Raw genomic sequence first — 22,055 nt, 5'->3', positions numbered from 1 at the left:
TTAACCAACATGAAAAAACTACTTGTCACTGGATCATCAGGATTAATTGGTTCGGAAGTCTGTGAATATTTTGCTCAAAAAGGTTGGGCAATTCACGGTATTGATAATAATCAAAGAGCCGTATTTTTTGGTAATCAAGGGGATACTCGTTGGAATCAAAAACGGCTAGAGTCGAAAATTAAGGGTTTTGTGCATCATGAAATTGATATCCGCGATCGCACTGCTATTTTAGACTTAATTGATAGTCTTAGACCAGATGCGATCGTGCATACAGCCGCCCAACCCAGTCATGATCTAGCCGCCAAAATCCCTTTTGATGATTTTGATACCAATGCTGTAGGAACACTCAATCTTTTAGAAGCAACTCGGCAATTTGTTCCTTCAGTTCCCTTTGTGCATATGTCAACCAACAAAGTTTATGGTGATGCACCAAATGAAATACCGATGCTGGAGTTAGCAACCCGTTGGGATTATGCTGATCTTACTTATCAGCATGGTATACCCGAATCTTTTCGCATTGATCAATCCAAACACTCCCTATTTGGTGCTTCTAAACTTGCAGCCGATATTATGGTTCAAGAATATGGGCGTTATTTTGGCTTAAAAACCTGCTGTTTACGTGGAGGTTGTCTAACAGGTCCTAATCATTCTGGTGTAGAACTGCACGGTTTTTTGAGTTATTTAGTCAAATGTAATTTAGAAGATCGTACTTACAAAATATTTGGATATCAAGGTAAACAAGTCCGAGATAATATCCATGCTTACGATGTTACCCGTTTTATAGAAGAATTTATGGCAGCACCACGTAGTGGTGAGGTTTATAATTTAGGCGGGGGAAAAGAAAATACCTGTTCAATATTAGAAGCTTTTGAAATCGTGGCTGCATTAACAAATAAACCAATGGTATATGAGTATGTGCCAATAAATCGGGAGGGTGATCATATCTGTTACTATAGCGATTTACGCAAAATTAAAGACCATTATCCTAATTGGTATATTACCAAATCCTTAAACTCAATCTTTGCTGATATTGTTGCAGCTTGGAGAGATGAAATTTGCATGAATTAAGCTGTTATCAAAAAATTAGGTAAAACCCCATCCTGATCAGGATCTATCTTGATAACTTTCTATATACAACAGGGAACTTAAATATGGGTCGTGTAGTTTTTTTCAACGTTTCCGCAGCCGGTCATGTCATCCCCACCTTGGGATTAGTGAAAGAATTAATTCACAGAGGTGAGGAGGTAATTTATTATGAAGCTCCTAATTTTCAAGCAGAAATTGAATCTTTTGGAGCTAAATTTCGTTCTTATCCACCGCTAAATCCGGAAACAGCACCACCAGCAGAAAATGAAATGTCTTTAGTCCCTTCCTTAACTTGGTGCGCCCATCAAATATTGCCAGAATTGCTGGAGTCAGTACGTGCAGAAAAGCCAGATTATATTATTCATGATTCCCTCTGTCTTTGGGGAAGATTAGTAGCCCAAATCCTGAATATTCCTGCTGTTAATTCCATTGCTACGGCAGCTTTTACTCCTCAAACTTTCTATGAATGTCCTTGGCTAAGAAAGAAATTACCAGGATTTTTAAAACAGGCTGCTGCTGGGATGAAACATTATCGTCAATATCAGCGAGAACTACGAGGAATTTATGGTATACCACCCATTAAATTTGTGGATACCTTTACCAATATTGAACCGCTAAACTTATGTTATTTACCACCAGAATTACAACCCTATAGTGATAAATTTGACGAGCGTTTCCATTTTGTTGGCCCTTGTAATCCGGTGCGAGGAATGGAATATGATTTCCCAATGGAACAACTGCAAAAAGATAAGTTGATTCTAATTTCCTTTGGCAATATTCATGACCCCGGTGTGGAATTTTATCGCAGTTGTCTTCAAGCCTTTGGCAATACAGACGCTCAAGTAGTGATGATATTAAGTCCTGCTATGGATGTAACGCTGCTAGGAGATATTCCAGATAATTTTATTATTCGACCTACTGGTACTGTTCCTCAATTAAAAATATTAGAACGCGCCAGTTTATTTATTATGCACGGAGCAGGTGGCGGTGCAAGGGAAGCTGTTTGGTATGCAGTACCAATGATTGCAGTCCCCCAAACTTATGAACAGGAAATAATTTCCCGTCGCATTCAGGAGCAGGGTGCAGGAATTATGATGATGTTAGAAGATGTTACTGTAGAAAATTTGCAACAGACAGCACAGCAGATTTTTGATGATAGTTCTTTTGGAGTCAATAGTGGTCTTTTAGGTGATGCTTGTCGCGCGGCTGGAGGTGTAGAACGAGCAGTAAATGAAATTTGGCGATATGTGTATGAAAAGAATAGCAATTAGAATATTGGTATTAGAGGATATTTAAAAACTTTTTTATGTGGGATCTCACACTTGTAGATTCCACTAAATCAGCATTTTTTAGTGTGTAAACTATATAATATCTTGGAAAATCGGTAAATTCTTCATAATTTTAGTTATGGAAATTGTCACTACAAGTAATCCTCCAAATATTAAATAATGAACATAATGAGGATAAGGTTGTTCTGGAAATAATCGAATAATTATGAATATCAAGAATATATGTAGACAATAAATACCCAAAGAAAAATCAGAGATAATTTTAATTATTAAAGGAGGTAAATGTCTGATTTTTAGCGAAATTAAAGTGACTAACCAAGAGCAAAGAACTAAAGATACCCTAGAATAAATTGGTAAACCTTCTTTGTTAGCAACACCCCAACCCCATATTATAGGCTGGTTAAAATATCGCCACTCAATGACAAAAAAGCAAAATAATAAAATTATTAAAGACCAAATTTGTGGATTATTGGGATTATAATTAGAATCAATTTTCTTTTGTAATAAAGATTTGCTAATTAAAAAAGAAGAAAATATATAAGGTATAAAATTTTAGTGGGTTAAGAAGATAATGAGGACTATAGCCAATATGAAATAATTATACTTTACTTTGTACAAAAGAGCGGAAAAACCAATATGGCTCTAAAATTATACCGAATAAAACTCTAGCTATTTGGTGTTTTTTAGGCAACCAAGAAGTAGTCATGTGGTGTATGGTATAAGTCTCTGATGTCTGCCGACTTTTGAAGATTTTACCATTAAGTTCCATTGGCGCACCGGGTTCAAAAATGTACCCTGGACATACAAGAACTGTAGGGTTTTCATGAAATTTACCTGCTACTACACAATCATTTAACATGATTGGTCCGGTACTGTAGCCAACATAAATAGGCATAGTTTTATTGTCTAAATTATGTTGACGTTTTTCTAATTCTTCAAATACTTTCAGCCACAGGGGATGATTGGGAATACTACCCATAATTGCATTACTAAACCCCACTAACTTTGATAATACAAGCTCGAAATCTGCTAATAAATCATCAAGTGGTTTAAGGGATTCAACATCCATATCCAGATAAAATCCTCCGTAGTGATAAAGGATAAAATAACGAATAGCATCACGACGTTGAATATCATGGGGATAACCGTCAAATACTGGTAGAAACCAGGAATAATGTGCTTCCATAAATTGTCTGGCTTTGGCTTCATCCCAAAATTGATGTTCCCAATGAGGATGATTTTGCAGAACTGTTTGATGATAAAGGCGATATTTTTCTGGTACTGCTGCTTCTCCTAGAAAGAAAATCTGATGGATGATTTTGGGAATTTTGCTCATAAATTTAGTTGGGTAATTGGGAATAGGTAATTGGTAATTAGTCTATTCCCTGATTAGTATTTGTTTAATTTGATGATTATTGCATGGCTTTACGTAAACTTAAAGGACGCATATCCGTCCATACTTCTTCAATATAAGCCAAACATTCAGTTTTAATACCTTCTTTACCCACAGATTTCCACCCTAATGGTAGTTCCTGTTTCCATTTAGGCCAAATTGAATATTGTTCTTCATGATTGACTACTACAAGATAGATAGTTTCGTCGTTTTGTTCGTTGTTACTCATGGTTTTTTATTTCCTTGATCTTATTGATTGGATTATATAATGACAGAACAAAATTACACAGATTAAATTTGATTTTGTCCAAGGACTTGTTATCTATTGTCTTTAACTAAAGTACCATCATCACTTAAGTTGACAGAACGTCTTTGTCGGTTGGCTTTGGGGATATCAGTGGTTGTTGATGCTGTGGGAGAATTTGCTGGTGATAAAGGGATACCTTCGGTCAGCTTGGCGATCGCTTCTGGGGTACGATTACTAAATAACTCCGATAAGGGAAATTCGCTGTTGTATGTTTGACGCAGACGCATGGCTAGTTGTGTTACTAACAAGGAATCTCCACCAATTTCAAAGAAATCATCTTTTACTCCTACCCGTTCTAGTTTTAACAAGGAAGCCATGATGTCACAAATAGTTGCTTCCTGGTCATTTCTGGGGGCAATATAAGGTTTACTTGTCCAATTCCAATCCGGTGCAGGTAAGGCTTGTTGGTCTACTTTCCCGTTAACTGTTAAGGGTATGGTTTCTAGTGGCACAAAGGCCGCTGGTATCATGTAATCGGGTAGTTTACTCTTTAAAAACTCTGGTAGGTCTGTTTTCAGGTGTGGTGCGGTATCAGATGTAAAATAGGCAACTATGCGATTGTCTCCAGTTGCGGCTTTTTGCACCATGACTAATGCTTGTTTAACTTGAGGATGACTATTAATAACTCCAGTAATTTCTCCTAGTTCGATGCGGAAACCACGTATTTTAATTTGCTGGTCAGCACGTCCGAGATATTCTATTTCTCCCTCTGGTAAACGCCTAGCTAAGTCACCGCTACGATATAAACGACTACCAGGGATTTGGCTGTAAGGGTTGGGAATAAATCTTTCTGCACTCAAGCGCGGTTGATGCAAATATCCCCTAGTCACTCCAGCACCACCAACATAAATTTCCCCTGGAACGCATAAGGGTGAAGGTTCTAAGTTCTCATCTAAGATATAAAGTTGTAAATCGGGAATAGGCTGACCGATAAGGCTACCGCGGTTACTGATTATATCTGCTTGAGTAATCGGTCTATAGGTGACGTGAACGGTGGTTTCGGTGATACCGTACATATTAATTAATTTTGGTTGTTCGTCACCATATAATTCCGTCCAAGGTTGTAAACTTGGTAGTTCTAAGGCTTCTCCACCAAAAATTACGTAGCGCAAAGGTAACTTTTCTTGCTTTTCTTTGGCAATGGGGATTAATTGTTTAAAGGCTGAAGGTGTTTGATTTAATACTGTAACTTTGTGTGTTTGTAGCAGTTGGAAAAAGTCTGCTGGTGAACGACTTGTCCAATAAGGAACTACCACCACTTGACCACCATATAATAAAGCTCCCCAGATTTCCCATACTGAGAAGTCGAAGGCGTAGGAGTGAAATAAAGTCCAGACATCTTGACTGTTAAACTCAAACCAGGATGCGGTAGCTTTGAGGAGGCGAATGACGTTACTATGAGTGACTATACAACCTTTGGGCGTGCCTGTAGAACCACTAGTATAAATTACATAGGCTGGACAATCTGGTAATATACGGACTATTGGCGGTTGAGAATTTTCCGGTTTTAACTGGGTGACAATATCTTCGAGGATGAGGATTTCTTTTTCACATTCAGGTAATTGGGAAATTAAGGCTTTTTCTGTGATTAAGAAGATAATACCACTATCTTGTAACAAAAATTCTATGCGATCGCTTGGGTAATTAGGATCAATGGGAACATAAGCAGCACCAGCTTTCAAAATCGCTAAAATGGTAATCACCAATTGTTCTGAACGTTCTAAATACACACCTACCAAGCATTCCGGCTTGACTCCTTGAGTTTGCAGATAATGGGCGAGGCCATTGGCACGGGTTTCTAATTCTGTAAAACTGAGGCTGGTTTGTTGATGAACTAGGGCAGTTTTATTTGTATATTTTATTGCTGCTTGACTAAAGACAGAAACTATGGTATCAGCAGATAAAAAGTTTTGGGGGTTGGTGTTGACTGCTTGCAGTAATTGTTGCCGTTCTGGGATAGAGATGAGTGATCGCCTGTGATATGATATTTGCGGATGAGTCGCCATCTCCGCTAAGGCAGCTTGGTAATACTGGCTATATTGCTCAACTTGTGGATCTGTAAATTGTTGGATGTCATAGATTAAATTCAGTTCTAAAGCTGCACTTCCTGGTACTAAACAAAATTCTGTCAAGAAAGGGAAATCCGTTTCTTCAAAAATATCAATTTTGTCAACTTGAATTTCTGGTAAATTTAGCAATGCTTCATAGACGTGAAAATGCACATAATTAAATCCCACTTCAAATAGGGGGCGTTTGTCAATGAGGCGCTGAATTTCCGCTAAAGGAAAGTCACGATAGGGAAGAATTTCTGTCTCTGCACGAAAAACAGCCTGTATCAAATCCATCCAACTATCAGAAGTTAATTCCAAGCGCAAGGGTACTGTATTCACAAACAAACCCAATAAATTTTCACTATCAGTAGTTTCGGGTCTGGCATTAATTACGTTACCTGTTACCACCTCTTTTTGTCCAGTGATAAAGGAGAGAACCCGCAGATGTAAAGCTAAAAGGGCTGTTTTTAAGGGAACACCGATATTTTTTGTGAGTTTACGAATATTATTGGCTAATTCCTCATTAATAGTTACTGATAGGCGTTTTAACTGGCGTTTTTGAGATTCTTTGGCAGTGCTTCCTGTATGAAGACGCGGGAGGGTAGTTACTTGTAAATTACTGAGATGTTGTTGCCAAAATTGCCGAATTTCTTGATTAGCGATCGCATTTTGTTCTTGAATAATAAAATCTTTGTAAGTAATCTCTGATATGGACAAAGGTAACAAAGTTTCCGATTCTAAATACTGCACATAACGCTGTAATAGTTGCGTTAGTAAAGTTGCCACACTCCAACCATCTAGAATGACATGATGAAAACTAAAACTAAAACTGAGTTCTTCATCTGATACTCTATGAATTTGGAAACGGAACAGAGGTGATTTCTTAATATCAAAAGCCCGGTTTTTTTCAGATTCGATCCATGCAGCAATTTGTGCAAGTGCATTGGCTTTCAAAGTTCGCAAATCAACTACAGTTAAAGGTAGTTCAACGTCTTTATGTACAATTTGGATAGGAGTGCTATATCCTGTCCAATGAAAGGAACTTCTTAACACTGGATTCGCTAAACAAATATCAAGAATTGCCTTTTTCCAGGCTGATTCTGAATAACTCAAATGTAAATCAAAGGTAAAAATTTGGTGAAAAATTGCCGAATCAGGATGTAATTCACTGTGATAAAGCATTCCTCCCTGTAAACTAGAAAGAGGATAAGCATCTTCAGCATCTTGCGGTAAAAGCTGTTTGTCTGCTGCTGAAATTAAATTACTTGCAGGAGTTTGATTAATATTAGATGATGATATTGTACCTGTTGCTTTTTTAGTAGCCAAATAACGCACAGTTGCAAATTCATATAACTCTCTAGCTGAAATCCCAAAACCAGCTTTTTTAGCTTTAGCAATCACTTGTAAAGCTAAAATTGAATCTCCACCAATTTCAAAGAAATTATCATCAATACCTACCTTTTCCAAACCCAAAGTTTCCGCCACAATAGCACATAAACTTTCTTCATCAGCATTGCGGGGAGCGACATAATCCTCTTCTACTCTTAACAAATTCCAATCTGGTGTAGGTAAAGCCTTAACATCAATTTTACCATTCACATTCAAAGGAAAAACATCCACACTTACATAAGCTGCGGGAACCATATAATCAGGCAACTTATTCTTCAAATATTGACGCAGTTCATTTCCATGCAGTTGAGATTCTCCAGGCACATAATAAGCAACTAGACGTTTTTCTTCTTCCCATTCATCAGTAATAACCACCGCTTCTCGGACTTGAAAATGAGATGTTAACGCTGCTTGAATCTCTCCCAACTCAATCCGAAAACCGCGAATTTTGACTTGTTGATCTATTCTCCCTAAATACTCTAAATCTCCATTGCTTAATCTTTGCGCTAAATCACCACTGCGATAAATTCTTCCACTACCAAAGGGATTTGGTAAAAACCTTTCTGCTGTTAATCCTGGACGATTTAAATAACCACCTGTCACTCCTGCACCAGCTACATAAATTTCTCCAGGAATACCATCAGCAACCGGTTCTAATTTTTCATCTAGTAAGTAGATCGAAAGATCAGGAATTTCTCTACCAATTACACTCGCTTTTACTTTTAAATCCTGACGAGAAATAGGACGATAAGTAACATGAACGGTAGTTTCTGTAATCCCGTACATATTCACTAAACGAGGTTTTTTATCCCCATATTTTTCTAACCAAGGTTGCAAACTTTGTAAATCTAAAGCTTCACCACCAAATATTACATAGCGTAATGCTAATTCTCCCACACTAGCTTCATCAGTGCGAATCAATTGATAAAAAGCTGAAGGGGTTTGATTGAGGACTGTCACTCCTTCTGTGGTGAGAAATTCTCGGAATGTTTCTGGTGTGCGGCTTAACCAAAAAGGAACAATAATTACCTTACCACCATATAATAAAGCACCCCACAATTCCCATACAGAAAAGTCAAAAGCAAAGGAATGAAACAGCGTCCAAATATCATTTTCATTAAAACCAAACCAGGGTTCTGTAGAACGCATTAACCGGATAGCGTTACTGTGAGTGACAATACAACCTTTAGGAGTTCCAGTCGAACCGCTAGTGTAAATAATATAGGCAGGAAATTCCGGTTTTACCGTGATTTGTGGTGATGTCTGTGGTTGCTGGATAAGTTCAGATTCGATAGATTTGAGAGTAAAAGCGGTAATTTTTTCGTCAGTTAATTCTGATAGTAGTGTTTCTTCTGTAATTAATACTAAAATGCCACTATCTTCCAGAATTAATTGCCGACGGACAGCAGGAGAATTAGGATCAAGGGGAACATAAGCTGATCCAGTTTTGAGAATTGCCAAAATAGCAGTAATTATCTGTTCCGAACGTTCCAAACATATTCCTATTCTTGTCCCTGGTTTTACTCCTTGACTAAGTAAATAATGTGCCAACTGATTGGCTTGACTATTCAATTCTGTATAATTCAGAATATGTTTATTAAATTGAACTGCTGATTTTTCTGGATATTTTTGAGCAATACTTACAAAGGCAGAAATTAGTGTTTCCGTGGTGTCTTTTATTAATATTTCGGGTTGAGAAATAGTAATATCTCTTGCTTCTGGCAAGGAAATGGCAAGATCACAAATCGTACTTTCTAAATTATTTGCTGCTTCAGTAAATAGATTTTGGAAATTTGTAGTTATCTGCTCAACTGTTTCTGCATCCAGATAAGAAAGGTTATAATCAAAATCTATTTTAATATCGCTATTTTCTTCATATTCTCGCACATAAATAATTAGAGGGACTTTTTGCTGCTGACTATAAAGAGGAATACAACTTGTTTGAGTATCGGCAAAATATTCATTGTAATCATGTCTTTCATAGGAAAGATAAACTTCAAATAAATGTTCTTTATTATTGGATTGAAACCCAGAAATACGCTTCATTTCTCCCACAGGAAAGCGTTGATGACGATAATCTTGGCGTAGTAAAGAACGAATCTTATTTAATAACTCATGAATTGTTTCATTACCATTAACATCCACACGAAAAGGAATGGTGCTAACAAATAAACCAATGGCATCTTTAAAGCTTTTTTTATTCCGGTTTAAGAGAGACAAACCTACAACTAAATCTTTCTTGCTATAGCGTTTAGTTAAATATATGGAAATCAAACTCAGGATAAAATGAAATACGTTTGATTGGATGTTTTGGCAAAGTTGACTAACCCGGTTATATTGTTCACGGGAAATGTAAATAGATTGTCGTTGTCCGTGCAATTCTTGTTGTTTAATTGAGGTGAAAATATTAGGGGAAATGTCGCTTAAACGTTGCTGCCAATAATTGCGATCGCGCTGAAAATTCTTTGATTCTAAATATGCTGCTTCGTCATCTATATATTCAGCAATTACCCAATCTCTTTCTATTTGATTATCCTTACCATCATGGATAATTTGATTGTAAGTTTTAATTACCTCTCGAAAGAAAATAGCGGTTCCCCAACCATCAGTAATAGCATGATGATATTTTGCGAAAATAATATGGTAATCCTCTCGAACTCGAATTAATTGAAAGTCAACCAAAGAGGCATTTTCACCAAAACTAAAAGGTTTTTTAAATTCCTGATTTATATATTCTTCAGCCTGTTCTTTGCTGTTTTCCCGAATGGAAAAATCAATCAAAGGAATATTAGCATTTTCATGATTTGCTATGGTCTGTAAAGGTTTACCTTCAACTTCATAAATTCGTGTCCGCAAACCGGGATAACAATCAATTATCTTATTCATGGCATAGTTGAAAACTTCCCGTTTAAAAGTGCCATAAACAATTACAGTCGCACCAATATTGAGATGAAAACCTTCTGCCCACATCCTTTGGTCAATATAGATTTCTCTTTGATTGATTGATAATGGCAATATCTGATTCATAATGTATTAGTTCCTTAAATCAATGAACTGTTTAAAATATCTGATGATGCTTTGATAATCAAAACTTTATTTTTTACCACAACACATAATAAGAACCTATCATTGGTTTTAGAAGCATTTGATTGACAAGAAGATGATTATATGAAATATATGGTAATGTCAATACCGTAACCTAAAAAACATAGTGTTGGAGTAAAGATTATGCCTGATTTTTTAAATAGTCCTCAAAGTGAGCATTTGAGAACTTTGGTTGATGTCACAGACCAGCTAAGTTTCTTCGTTCCCTTAGTTCTCCCCGAATCTGGTGGGGAATTGGTAGTCTATGGAATGGAGTGGGACGGTGAGGAGTTAGCATTTGACAACATAAATCGTTCGTATTATAAATCACATTCATTATTTGATCAAGAATATGGGAGTATGACTTTTAAGCCGAATGTTGGAGATATGATGCTTTTCGATGGTGGTCGTTTTTATCATTGTATTGTACCAACATTGGGCGATCGCACCAGAATAACCATTGGTGGCTTTCTTTCCTTCGCTAAACAGCATGATGCAGTTTATTACTGGAGCTAATTTTTTATGGTAAAAGTGAGTATTATCACTCCCTGTTACAACGCCGAAAAATTTATTGGTAAAGCGATAGAAAGTGTTCGCGCTCAAACACTCACGGATTGGGATCATATTATTGTAGATGATGGAAGTACGGATAATTCTGCCGGAATTGTCGCATCCTATACAGAAATAGAACCACGTTTGAAGTTAATTAGACAGTCTAATAATGGTATGTGCATTACACGGAACAATGGCTTTAAGTCCTGTTCTGAACAATCGCAATACTTACTATTTTTTGATGCGGATGACTGTTTAGAACCGCAGATGCTAGAAGTCATGATTACCTACCTAAATACACACCTTGATGTTGGTGCAGCTTACTGCGATTACTATAATATTGACGCAGAGGATAAACCCATAGATACTGTTTATTGTCCTAGATTGATTCCTTCCATGTTCAGTGTAAAAACTTTACCATACAATACACCTGAAACACCTTTAGTAGCCATTGCATCTGGGTTAGGAGGAGGATTAGACGGACGTACTGTTTTCCGTCGTAGCATTTATGAACAAACATCAGGATGGGATGAAAATTTAGGAAAAAATGGTGCATATATACAAGATCTATTGGTACAAATTGCCTTAATAAGCTCAGTTCATTTTGTAGCAGAAAAACTGCATCAATATCGTTTACACAGTATCAATCAATTACATAGACAAGGCGATTTTGGAAAAGAGGCTAAAAACCTGATAAATAAGTGGAAAGATAAAAAAAAATTAAATTCTGAGCAAAAAAAACAAGTTGATCAAGCCATATTTTTTTATGAAAAAAGATTAGTTCCTTTAGTAGCAATGATGTCTGCTAATCAGTTAATCACAGAAAGGAAAATCCTGTCAGCTTTGAGTTTATATTTCCAAGCAGCAAAAAACTATTTGGTATAATTTTCGGTCTTTGTAACTTTAATATATTATTAATATGATGAACTATTCAGAAGCTGAAGATATTGATCTTTTAGAATTGCTCCTCGAAGAAGAAGGAATCGAATTAGAAAAGGATAACTTATTAATTTCACGTCTTAACCTTACCCAAGCACCTGCTTCCTTTCAGCAAAGACGGTTATGGTTTCTCTATGAATTAGAACCAACATCCTCAGCTTATAATATTTGTTCTGTTTTTAGCCTCCAAGGATTATTGAATGTCCCCGCTTTGCAACAGGCTTTTCAACAATTACAACAACGACATGAAAGCCTCCGCAGCACATTTGTAGATATTGATGGAGAACCTTGGCAAAAAATCCATCCTCATCCTTTGACTGAACTGGTATTAGAAGATTGGAGTAAAAATATAACTGAACCTACACAAATAATTGCTAACATAACAGGTGCTGAAAGTAGTTATACCTTTGACTTACAAACTGGTCCATTAATCAGCGCTCGCCTTTTTCAACTTGCAGCAAATCAACATATTCTCACCCTGACTTTACATCATATTATCGCTGATGCTTGGTCTATTGGTGTGATTTTACAAGAAATAGCTCTGCTTTATCAATTAGCCATTTCAGGAGAGCAAATCACACTTCCTGAATTAAAATTTCAATATACTGATTATGCCCTATGGCAAAAAGAAAAATCTCATAATTCTCATTTAGAAAATAGTCTCAATTATTGGGAGAAGCAATTAGCAGAATTACCAATTTTACAATTTCCCACTGATTTTTCTAGACCCCGTTTACAAACATTTCGCGGAGATTTAGTTAAATTTGAACTATCAAATCATCTAACTACAGCCATTCGTACCTTGAGTCAAAAAGAGGGGACAACCCTATTTATGACCTTGATGGCTGCTTTTCAAGTGCTATTATCACGTTACACAGGACAAGACGATATACCTGTAGGAACTTCCATTGCTAACCGTCCGGGAATGGATGCAGAAAAACTGATTGGGTTTTTCGTGAATATGTTAGTAATTCGCAGTAATTTAGCTGATGAACCTAGTTTCAAAACTCTATTAAATAGAGTTAAAACAACAATTTTGACGGGTTTTGAACATACAGAAGTTCCCTTTGAAACTTTAGTAGAAAGATTAGATTTAGAAAGAGATACCAGTCGCAATCCTTTATTCCAAATTGCCTTTACTTTATTAAATGCACCCAAACCAGAATTTAGCACAGGTGATTTAGAAGTTTCCATTTTAGCAAATCAAGAAGCGGCTCGTTTTGATTTAGAATTGTTCATTACTGAAAGTGAAGATAGGTTAAATGGAGTTTTATCCTACAACATAGATTTATTTAAAAGAGAAACAGTAGAAAGATTTGCCCGTCATTTTTGCCAACTCCTAGAAAATTTAATCTCCCAACCAGATACCCCAGTCAGTCGTGTACCTCTTTTACGAACAGAAGAATTAGCTGTTTTAGCACCAAATCAACCTTCCCAAACTTTTCCTGTGCAGTTTTGTTTGCATGAAATTTTTACTCAACAAGCAAAATTACGTCCTCAACAAATAGCATTGATATTTGAAAATGAGAACCTCACTTACTCAGAAGTAAATCATCGCGCTAACCAATTAGCACATTATTTAATTAGTGCTGGAGTGATACCAGAAGCAAGAGTGGGACTATGGTTGTCCCGTTCCTTAGATTTGATAGTGGCTATTTTGGCTATTTTGAAAGCTGGGGGTGTTTATGTTCCCTTTGATCCTGACTATCCGAGCGATCGCATAGCCTATATGTTAGAGGATAGTCAAGTTACAGTTTTACTCACACATACTCAATTTGAAACACAAATACCACCCCATTCAGCTAAAATTATATTTATTGATAACTGTCAAACTGAACTGGCACAAGCGCCAACAACAGATCCAGAAATATTAGTCTTTCCAGATAACGCCGCCTACATTATTTATACCTCCGGTTCTACAGGAAAACCCAAAGGAGTTGTTGTCAGTCATCGTCATGTTGTGCGGTTAATGTTAGCAACTGAAAAATGGTTTAACTTTAACGCCAAAGATGTTTGGACACTCTTTCATTCCTGCGCTTTTGATTTCTCAGTTTGGGAAATTTGGGGTGCTATTTTCTTTGGTGGTCATTTAGTAATTGTTCCGTATCTAGTTAGTCGTTCACCTGAAGAATTTTATAACTTATTATGTGATTCTAAAGTCACAGTTTTAAACCAAACACCCTCAGCTTTTCGGCAATTAATTCAAGCAGAATCAATACTTTGTCGAGAAGCAGAAATAGAATTACGTTATGTTATTTTTGGAGGTGAAGCCCTCGATTTAGCAAGTTTAGAACCTTGGTTTGAACGTCATGATGATCAATTTCCCTTACTCGTAAATATGTACGGAATTACAGAAACCACAGTTCACGTTACTTACCGTCCGATTTATTTAAAAGATGTTAAACAACGGTTAGGAAGTTTAATTGGTAAACCAATTCCTGATCTTTCCTTATATATTTTAGATCGTCATTGTCAACCCGTTCCCATTGGCGTAGTTGGGGAAATGTATGTTGGTGGTGCAGGTGTAACTCGCGGTTATTTTAATCGTCCACAATTAACCGCAGAGAGGATGATTCCCAATCCATTTAATAATTCAAAACCAGAACGTCTCTACAAAACTGGTGATTTAGCTCGCTTTCTTGATAACGGTGAAATTGAATATATAGGAAGAAACGATCATCAAGTAAAAGTTCGTGGTTTCCGCATTGAATTAGGTGAAATTGAAGCAGTTATTAAGCATCATCCAGAAGTACGTGATGCCTTAGTCATTGTCAGAGAAGAAGCTGAAGAAGATGTACGAATAGAGGCTTATATTGTTCCTAAAAATCAAATTTTCGACTCGGAAACTTTGATAAGAGAACAAACCGAAGAATGGCAATATACTTTTAACGACACCTATCATCTGACTGAAACAGAAACTAACGAATCATTTAATATTATCGGTTGGAATAGTAGTTACGACAATCAACCTATTCCTGCTGAAGAAATGCGTCAATGGTTAAATAATACCTTAACACGAATTCAAGCTCTAAAACCCCAAAGAGTTTTAGAAATTGGTTGCGGTACAGGGATGATATTATTAAATATTGCTGATCAAGTAGAATCTTATTGGGGAACAGATTTTTCCCAAGCTGCAATTATTCGCTTGACAAATATTCTCCAAAATCGCTCCTGGAATCATATCAATTTATTAACTAGAGAAGCCACTGACTTTTCAGAAATTCCTGAAAATTATTTCGATAGCATTGTGATTAATTCTGTTGCTCAATATTTTCCCTCTATTGAGTATTTACAGCAAGTAATTACAGGTGCTTTACGAATACTAGCACCAGGAGGAAGTTTATTTATTGGTGATAATCGGAATTTATCACTTTTAAATTATTTTCATGCCAGTGTTGCCTATTTTCAAGCTAATGATAATACAGATAAAGAAACCTTTAATACCCAAATTAGGCGCATAGCCAAAACAGAAAACGAGTTAGTAATTGATCCGCTTTTCTTTGTTAATTTAACAGAAGTATTCCCCGATTTAACAGCAGTAGAAATTCAACTCAAAGCCGAAAATAGCGATAATGAACTTACTAAATATCGTTATGATGTCGTTTTAGATAAATTAGGTACATCAGCAAATCAACCAATAAAAGTTATTTGGCAAGATTGGGAAACAGCAAATTTACAATTAGAAGATTTAAAACAGCAAATTATCAAAGTGGGTACAATTGGTTGGTGTAATATACCCCATTCTCGGTTAATTAAAGATGTTGCCATTTGTCAATGGATATCAGAGAATAATAGTGAAAATACCATTGCTGAATTAAAGCAAGTTATTGAAAATATTGATATCAAAAAAGCAATTGATCCAGCAGATTTATATGCAGTTGCTCAAGAAATTGGTTGTCAAGTAACTATTAGTTATTCACTAACAAAGCCTGATTATTTTGATGTTTGTTTCTATCCCACAACAGAAGGAAAACGTCTTGCACCAGTAATGCCAATTAGCAGTAAAATATCCACTGAAAGTAATCAATCTTACTGGATTAATCCACTTAAAGGACGTTTTGCCAAATCCTTAATTTCCCAGCTAAAAAAACAGGTGCGGGAAAAATTACCAGAATATATGCGTCCATCTGCTTTTGTGATGTTAGACAGTTTCCCCATGACTCCCAGTGGTAAACTAGATAGACGTGCTTTACCTATACCAGAGCGAGATTTAACTATTAGTAAACAAGCTTTTATTCCAGCCACAACTTCAACAGAAAAGAAATTATCTCAAATCTGGATTGATGTTTTAGGAATTGATAATATTGGTATTACAGAGGATTTCTTCCATTTAGGTGGACATTCACTTTTAGCCACTAAATTAGTTTCTAGAATTAGAGAAGAATTTAGTTTAGCTTTGCCTTTACGTGCGGTTTTTGAATATTCCACTATTGGTGGTTTAGCAGATGAAATTGATAGTTTATCTCTAGTGAGTAATTCTACAAATACACCTCAAGATATTATATCTCATCTAACTCACCGAGAAAATTTACCACTTTCTTTCTCTCAATCTCGACTGTGGTTTTTAGATTTATTAGAACCCAATACTCCTGCTTATAATATCTCTGTTGCTTTCCGTTTAGATGGCAATTTAAACCAAGAAGCATTACATCAAAGTTTGCAAATCATTATTCAACGTCATGAAGTATTACGTACAACCTTTGATAGTCAAGACGGTGTACCAATCCAAGTAATTCATGAATTTTTAGAAGTGCCGTTAACAGTAACAAATCTTAGTCATTTAGACTCTCAAACCCAACAAGAAACACTGAAAAATGCCGTTAAAGAAGTCATCATTTCTCCTTTTAATTTGCGTAAACTGCCTTTATTGCGTGTCCATCTCTATCAGTTATCTGAAGACGTTTATATATTTGTTTTAGTAATACATCATATCATTTCTGATGCTTGGTCTTTGGGATTAATGATTAAGGAATTATCCTTATCTTATACTGCACTCTGTCAGGATAATATCAAATCTTTATCTCCTTTATCTATACAATATGCTGACTTTGCTAATTGGCAACGGACAACTTTTGAGCAAACACAATTACCTGCACAATTAGCTTACTGGAAACAAAAATTAGCTGGTGCAACTGAGGTTTTACAATTACCAACAGATTATCCTCGTCCCCCAGTTGTTAGTCATCAAGGTAGTGCAGTATCCTTTACCATTAATAAACAAACAAGTGAGAAGTTGCAAAAATTATGTGAATCTCAAGGTGCTACCTTATTCATGGGATTATTAGGGGTATTTAGCATCTTATTAATGCGTTATTCAGGGCAAGAGGATTTATTAATTGGGACACCAATTGCTAACCGTAATCGTAAACAAGTTGAAGATTTAATTGGCTTTTTTGTCAATACTTTAGTGATTAGAAATGATTTAAGCGGTAATCCTAATTTTATCAATTTACTCTCCAGAATTAAAGAAGAAACCTTACAAGCTTACGCTTACCAGGATGTACCTTTTGAAAGAATTGTCGAAGAACTACATCCCGAAAGAAATTTGAGCCATCATCCCTTATTTCAGGTGATGTTTGTCCTGCAAAATACACCAATGGGTAAATTAGAATTACCCAATTTACAACTAACTCCCTGGAAATTAGAACAAGCGGTTTCCAAGTTTGATTTAACTTTGTTGATGACAGAAACCCAACAAGGAATTGAGGGAACATGGGAATATAGAACCGATTTATTTAATGTAGCAACAATTAACAGAATGATCGGACATTTCCAAACTTTATTAGATAGTATTGTTACCCAACCCGAACAGCGAATTAACGAGTTATATATACTTACACCAAATGAGCAAAATCAATTATTGGTTCAATGGAATCAAACGCAAGTTAATTATCCCCAAGATAAATGCCTTCACCAATTATTTGAATTACAGGTTGAGAAAACACCAAATGCAGTTGCAATGGTGTTTAAAAACCAAACTCTTAGTTATCAAGAGTTAAATCAACGGGCAAATCAATTAGCTCATTGTTTACAATCTTTAGAGGTAAAACCAGATGTATTAGTAGGAATCTGTATTGAACGTTCTTTAGAAATGGTAATTGGTTTACTAGGGATTCTGAAAGCTGGTGGTGCTTATGTTCCCATTGATCCAAACTATCCGCAAGAGCGTCTAAATTTTATGTTAGAAGATGCTCAAATATCAATATTATTAACTCAACAAGAACTGCTGGAAAATTTAAATATCCCAGCAATTAACAAAATTATTTGCTTAGATACTGAATGGGAAATTATTGCTCAAGAAAGTACAGAAAACTTTTCTAGTCATGTAGTCTGTGAAAATTTAGCCTATCTAATTTACACATCAGGTTCAAGTGGCAAACCAAAAGGAGTGATGATACCACACCATGCTATCTGTAATCATATGTTATGGATGCAAGCAACTTTCTCTTTCCAAGAAACAGATAAAGTATTACAAAAAACTCCCTTTAGTTTCGATGCTTCAGTTTGGGAATTTTACGCGCCTTTATTAACAGGAGGACAGTTAATAGTTGCGGAAAAAGGCGGTCATCAAGACAGTGTTTACCTCTTAAAACTGATATCTGAGCAACAAGTAACTATTGTGCAACTCGTTCCATCTTTACTACAAATGCTGTTAGAACAGGGGGGAATTGAGGCTTGTAAATCTTTAAAACATATATTCTGTGGGGGTGAACCTTTGTCGGTGGTTCTGGAACAGAGGTTGTTAAGTAAACTAAACGTGAACTTACACAATTTCTATGGACCTACCGAGGCTTGTATTGATGCCACATTCTGGACTTGTAAGAATGAAATTAACCAACAAATAGTTCCTATTGGTCGCCCAATTGCTAACACTCAAATTTATATTCTTGACTCCCATTTGCAACCAGTTCCTATTGGTGTTCCAGGAGAACTACACATTGGGGGTCTTGGACTAGCGAGGGGTTATTTCCATCGTCCAGAATTAAATAATGATAAATTTATTCCTCATCCTTTTAGTCATCAACCAGGTGCGCGTCTCTATAAAACAGGTGACTTAGTTCGTTATCTTCCTGACGGTAACATCGAATTTTTAGGACGGATTGATCATCAAGTAAAAATACGCGGTTTCCGCATTGAATTGGGAGAAATTGAAACAGCATTAAGTCAACATCCAGATGTACTTAATTCTGTGGTGATTACTTCTACAGATTCATTTGGTAGTAACTGTCTCATTGCCTATATTGTTACTCAGCAACAGCCATTAATCTCTTCAGGTATATGGCGCGATTTCTTAAAAGCAAAATTACCTGATTACATGATACCCAGTAATTTTGTGATTTTAGATCATCTACCTTTAACACCTAATGGTAAAGTTGATCGGAAAGCCCTATCTACCCTAAGTGTAGACAGAAATATTGACTCTGATCAACAAATTTCACCCCGCACACCTTTAGAATATAAGTTGGTGGAAATATGGGAAGAAATATTAAAAGTCAGTCCTATAGGTGTAACTGAAAACTTCTTTGATTTAGGTGGTCATTCTCTCTTAGCCATTAGATTAATAGCTGCCATTGAACAAAAATTAAAATGTAATTTACCAGTTGTTTCCTTATTCCGAGAAGGCACAATAGAAAAAATTGCCACCTTACTGGAGCAGGAAAAACCCAGCAGTAATTTAGATGTTCTCATTCCTTTGCAAACTAAAGGTAATTTACCTCTCTTATTTCTCATTCACCAAGCAGGTGGTTATGGTTTATCCTATTCAGTATTAGCCGAAAAATTAGCTAAGGAACTGGATAAACAACGTCCTATTTATGCAATTCAAGCACGTGGTTTAGATGGTAAACAACCGCCTTTAGATACTATCGAAGCAATGGCAACTAGTTATATTAGTGCTATTCGAGAAATACAGCCTTTTGGACCTTATTTATTAGGTGGTCACTCACTAGGAGGATTAATTGCTTTTGAAATGGCTGCTCAATTAGAAACTGGAGGAGAACAAATTGCACATCTATTAATTATGGATACCCATCCACCTTTAGCAACTGATGAAATTACAGCTTCCCTTGAAGATGATGCTGGTATTCTTTGCTTTATTGTTGAACAAATAGGATTGCATTTTCAAAAAACCATCAATATTGCCTATGAAGAACTAGCAACTTTAGATCAAGAATCCCAATTTGAATATGTGCTACAAACTTTGCAGCATCATGAAGTTATCCCACCAGACTCAGGACGGAATTTAATTGCAGGTTTAATTAACGTTTATAAAGCTAATTTACAAGCTAGTCTAATTTATCAACCACAGCCTGTGAAATCTCCTATTACAGTCTTTAAAACTGCATCCTTAGCAGAACAGTTTCCAAATGATCCTACAGTTGGTTGGGGAAAATTAACCTGTGAAAAAGTGCGTGTTTCTTGCGTAACAGGTGAACATCAGACCATGCTCAAAGAACCTGATGTCAGAAATTTAGTAGCTGAAATTGTGAAGATTTTAGATAACTAGCTTGTAGCTTGTTATGCTAGTCTCATCTAGATTTATGTGCAGTAGGTTTTATAAATAAAAAATGCAGACTTTTACATTTATTTGGTTAGGACAACTAATTTCTTTAATTGGTGTTTCCATGACCGGGTTTGCTCTGGATATCTCAATTTTTCAGGAAACTCGCTCTACCACCCAATTTGCTTTCCTTACCGTTGCTTGTACAATACCAATCATTATTGTTTCGCCTATAACAGGCATATTAGTTGATCGTTGGGATCGTCGCTTGATCATGATAATTAGTGGTGTCTGTCAAGGACTGTTTACTCTGATGTTGATAGTGCTAATAAGTATTGGTCAATTAGAGATTTGGCACATCTATCTCAGAAATATTTTTACTTCCATCATTGGTGCCTTCCATTCATCTGCTTATCAAGCTTCTATTACCTCTCTAGTGCCTAAAGATGATTTAACACGGGTAAATGGAATAATTCAACTAGGAACGGGCATTCAGCAACTTATTGGACCTTTACTCGGAGGTATTTTGCTGGGTATTCTGAAGCCAAGAGATATTCTTATCATCAACTTTGTAACTGTGTTAGTTGCTCTTGTTCCCCTTGTATTGGTACGATTCCCTCAGTTAAATCATGCTGCTGATGGGAAGCGGGACAATCCATCTTCTTCATTTTGGCAAGAAGCACTAAGCGGTTGGACTTATCTAACAGAGCATCCTGGATTACTTAGCTTTCTGATTCTATTCACCATTTACCAATTTTTTATCGGTTTAATGAGTGTACTAAGCTTTCCACTAATTCTTTCTTTAACCAGTCCATCTGGTTTAGGACAGATAGTATTTGTTAGCGGTATGGGGATGTTAATCAGTTCTATAGTAATGAGTACATGGAAGAAAAATTGGCAGAACTTGATCAATCCTATTCTCATCTCTATGTCGCTGAGTGGGTTGTGCATAATTCTTGCTGGTTTACGCCCTTCTATCATTCAAATTGCTATTGCTACTTTACTTTTCTTCCTGACTACACCTTTTATCAGTGGATCAGTGCAAGTTATCTTACAGACAATAGTTCCTGAATCGTTACAGGGAAGAGTATTTGCCTTAACTGGAGCGATATGGGTAACGGTTGTACCGCTTGCTGCGATTATTGCTGGACCGCTTGCTGATTATGTTTTTGAGCCACTCATGTCTTTTGACGGACCTGGGGCTGGATTACTATTAGGCCAAATAATTGGGTCTGGTCCTGGTCGTGGTATTGGACTATTATTTGTAATCATAGGATTTCTTCTATTAGCGACAGTATTTATTAGCTCTCAATACCCTGCCATTCGAGATTTGGAAGTATCGGCTCAATAAAGAATTGGGAACGAAGTAACCCCCTGATCCCGGATTTCTCACAAAGAAAAGAAAAAAAGGGGTCAAAAACTGCGAAAATGTATATGTAAAAAGCATTTCAGCAATTATAAAATA

Annotated in this window: 8 protein-coding genes and 1 pseudogene; 6 read left to right on the top strand and 3 right to left on the bottom strand. The window is 36.2% G+C overall.

Annotated elements, in window-relative coordinates; translation table 11 throughout:
* Positions 1-9: 9 nt before the first annotated feature.
* Together FJR06_RS18685 and FJR06_RS18680 are read left to right on the top strand one after the other, a co-directional pair.
* Positions 10-1,068, top strand: coding sequence for an NAD-dependent epimerase/dehydratase family protein (locus FJR06_RS18685; protein WP_015080898.1), 1,059 nt, complete (start codon positions 10-12; stop codon positions 1,066-1,068).
* Positions 1,069-1,151: 83 nt separating this feature from the next.
* Positions 1,152-2,357 (top strand): macrolide family glycosyltransferase, encoded by a 1,206-nt coding sequence (locus tag FJR06_RS18680; RefSeq protein ID WP_168652019.1) that lies wholly within the window; start codon positions 1,152-1,154, stop codon positions 2,355-2,357.
* A 616-nt stretch (positions 2,358-2,973) separates the two neighbouring features.
* Here FJR06_RS18680 and FJR06_RS18675 read toward each other — a convergent pair.
* The 3 genes from FJR06_RS18675 to FJR06_RS18665 all read right to left on the bottom strand — a co-directional run bounded on the left by FJR06_RS18675 (position 2,974) and on the right by FJR06_RS18665 (position 10,542).
* Positions 2,974-3,711, bottom strand: coding sequence for a glycosyltransferase family 32 protein (locus FJR06_RS18675; protein WP_168652018.1), 738 nt, complete (start codon positions 3,709-3,711; stop codon positions 2,974-2,976).
* Positions 3,712-3,787: 76 nt separating this feature from the next.
* Positions 3,788-3,997, bottom strand: a complete 210-nt coding sequence (locus FJR06_RS18670; protein WP_168652017.1) for an MbtH family protein — start codon at positions 3,995-3,997, stop codon at positions 3,788-3,790.
* Positions 3,998-4,086: 89 nt separating this feature from the next.
* On the bottom strand, positions 4,087-10,542 hold the full coding sequence (locus FJR06_RS18665; RefSeq protein ID WP_168652016.1) for a non-ribosomal peptide synthetase: 6,456 nt from the start codon (positions 10,540-10,542) through the stop codon (positions 4,087-4,089).
* Between the two features lie 192 nt (positions 10,543-10,734).
* On the opposite strand from FJR06_RS18665, the pseudogene FJR06_RS18660 reads away from it, so the two are divergent.
* The 4 genes and pseudogenes from FJR06_RS18660 to FJR06_RS18645 form a co-directional block, all read left to right on the top strand.
* Positions 10,735-11,115, top strand: a pseudogene (locus tag FJR06_RS18660) (hypothetical protein); the annotation flags it as partial.
* Positions 11,116-11,121: 6 nt separating this feature from the next.
* A complete protein-coding gene (locus tag FJR06_RS18655; RefSeq protein ID WP_168652014.1) occupies positions 11,122-12,036 on the top strand; it encodes a glycosyltransferase family 2 protein in 915 nt (304 codons plus the stop codon).
* 34 nt (positions 12,037-12,070) lie between these two features.
* Complete coding sequence (locus tag FJR06_RS18650; protein ID WP_168652013.1) at positions 12,071-20,596, top strand: non-ribosomal peptide synthetase; 8,526 nt, start codon at positions 12,071-12,073, stop codon at positions 20,594-20,596.
* A 61-nt stretch (positions 20,597-20,657) separates the two neighbouring features.
* On the top strand, positions 20,658-21,941 hold the full coding sequence (locus tag FJR06_RS18645; protein WP_168652012.1) for an MFS transporter: 1,284 nt from the start codon (positions 20,658-20,660) through the stop codon (positions 21,939-21,941).
* The last annotated feature ends 114 nt before the right edge of the window (positions 21,942-22,055 follow it).

The sequence above is a fragment of the Dolichospermum sp. UHCC 0352 genome (assembly GCF_009711925.1).
GTDB classification, from domain to species: domain Bacteria; phylum Cyanobacteriota; class Cyanobacteriia; order Cyanobacteriales; family Nostocaceae; genus Dolichospermum; species Dolichospermum lemmermannii.
Note: the sequence above shows the minus strand (reverse complement) of the source record. Positions and strands in the feature narration are given on the sequence as shown.

Bases quoted from the DNA above. Each gene is read 5' to 3' on its own strand.
- FJR06_RS18665 (WP_168652016.1), bottom strand. From the start codon at position 10,542: ATGAATCAGATATTGCCATTATCAATCAATCAAAGAGAAATCTATATT.
- FJR06_RS18645 (WP_168652012.1), top strand. From the start codon at position 20,658: ATGCAGACTTTTACATTTATTTGGTTAGGACAACTAATTTCTTTAATT.
- FJR06_RS18680 (WP_168652019.1), top strand. From the start codon at position 1,152: ATGGGTCGTGTAGTTTTTTTCAACGTTTCCGCAGCCGGTCATGTCATC.
- FJR06_RS18650 (WP_168652013.1), top strand. From the start codon at position 12,071: ATGATGAACTATTCAGAAGCTGAAGATATTGATCTTTTAGAATTGCTC.
- FJR06_RS18655 (WP_168652014.1), top strand. From the start codon at position 11,122: ATGGTAAAAGTGAGTATTATCACTCCCTGTTACAACGCCGAAAAATTT.
- FJR06_RS18670 (WP_168652017.1), bottom strand. From the start codon at position 3,997: ATGAGTAACAACGAACAAAACGACGAAACTATCTATCTTGTAGTAGTC.
- FJR06_RS18675 (WP_168652018.1), bottom strand. From the start codon at position 3,711: ATGAGCAAAATTCCCAAAATCATCCATCAGATTTTCTTTCTAGGAGAA.
- FJR06_RS18685 (WP_015080898.1), top strand. From the start codon at position 10: ATGAAAAAACTACTTGTCACTGGATCATCAGGATTAATTGGTTCGGAA.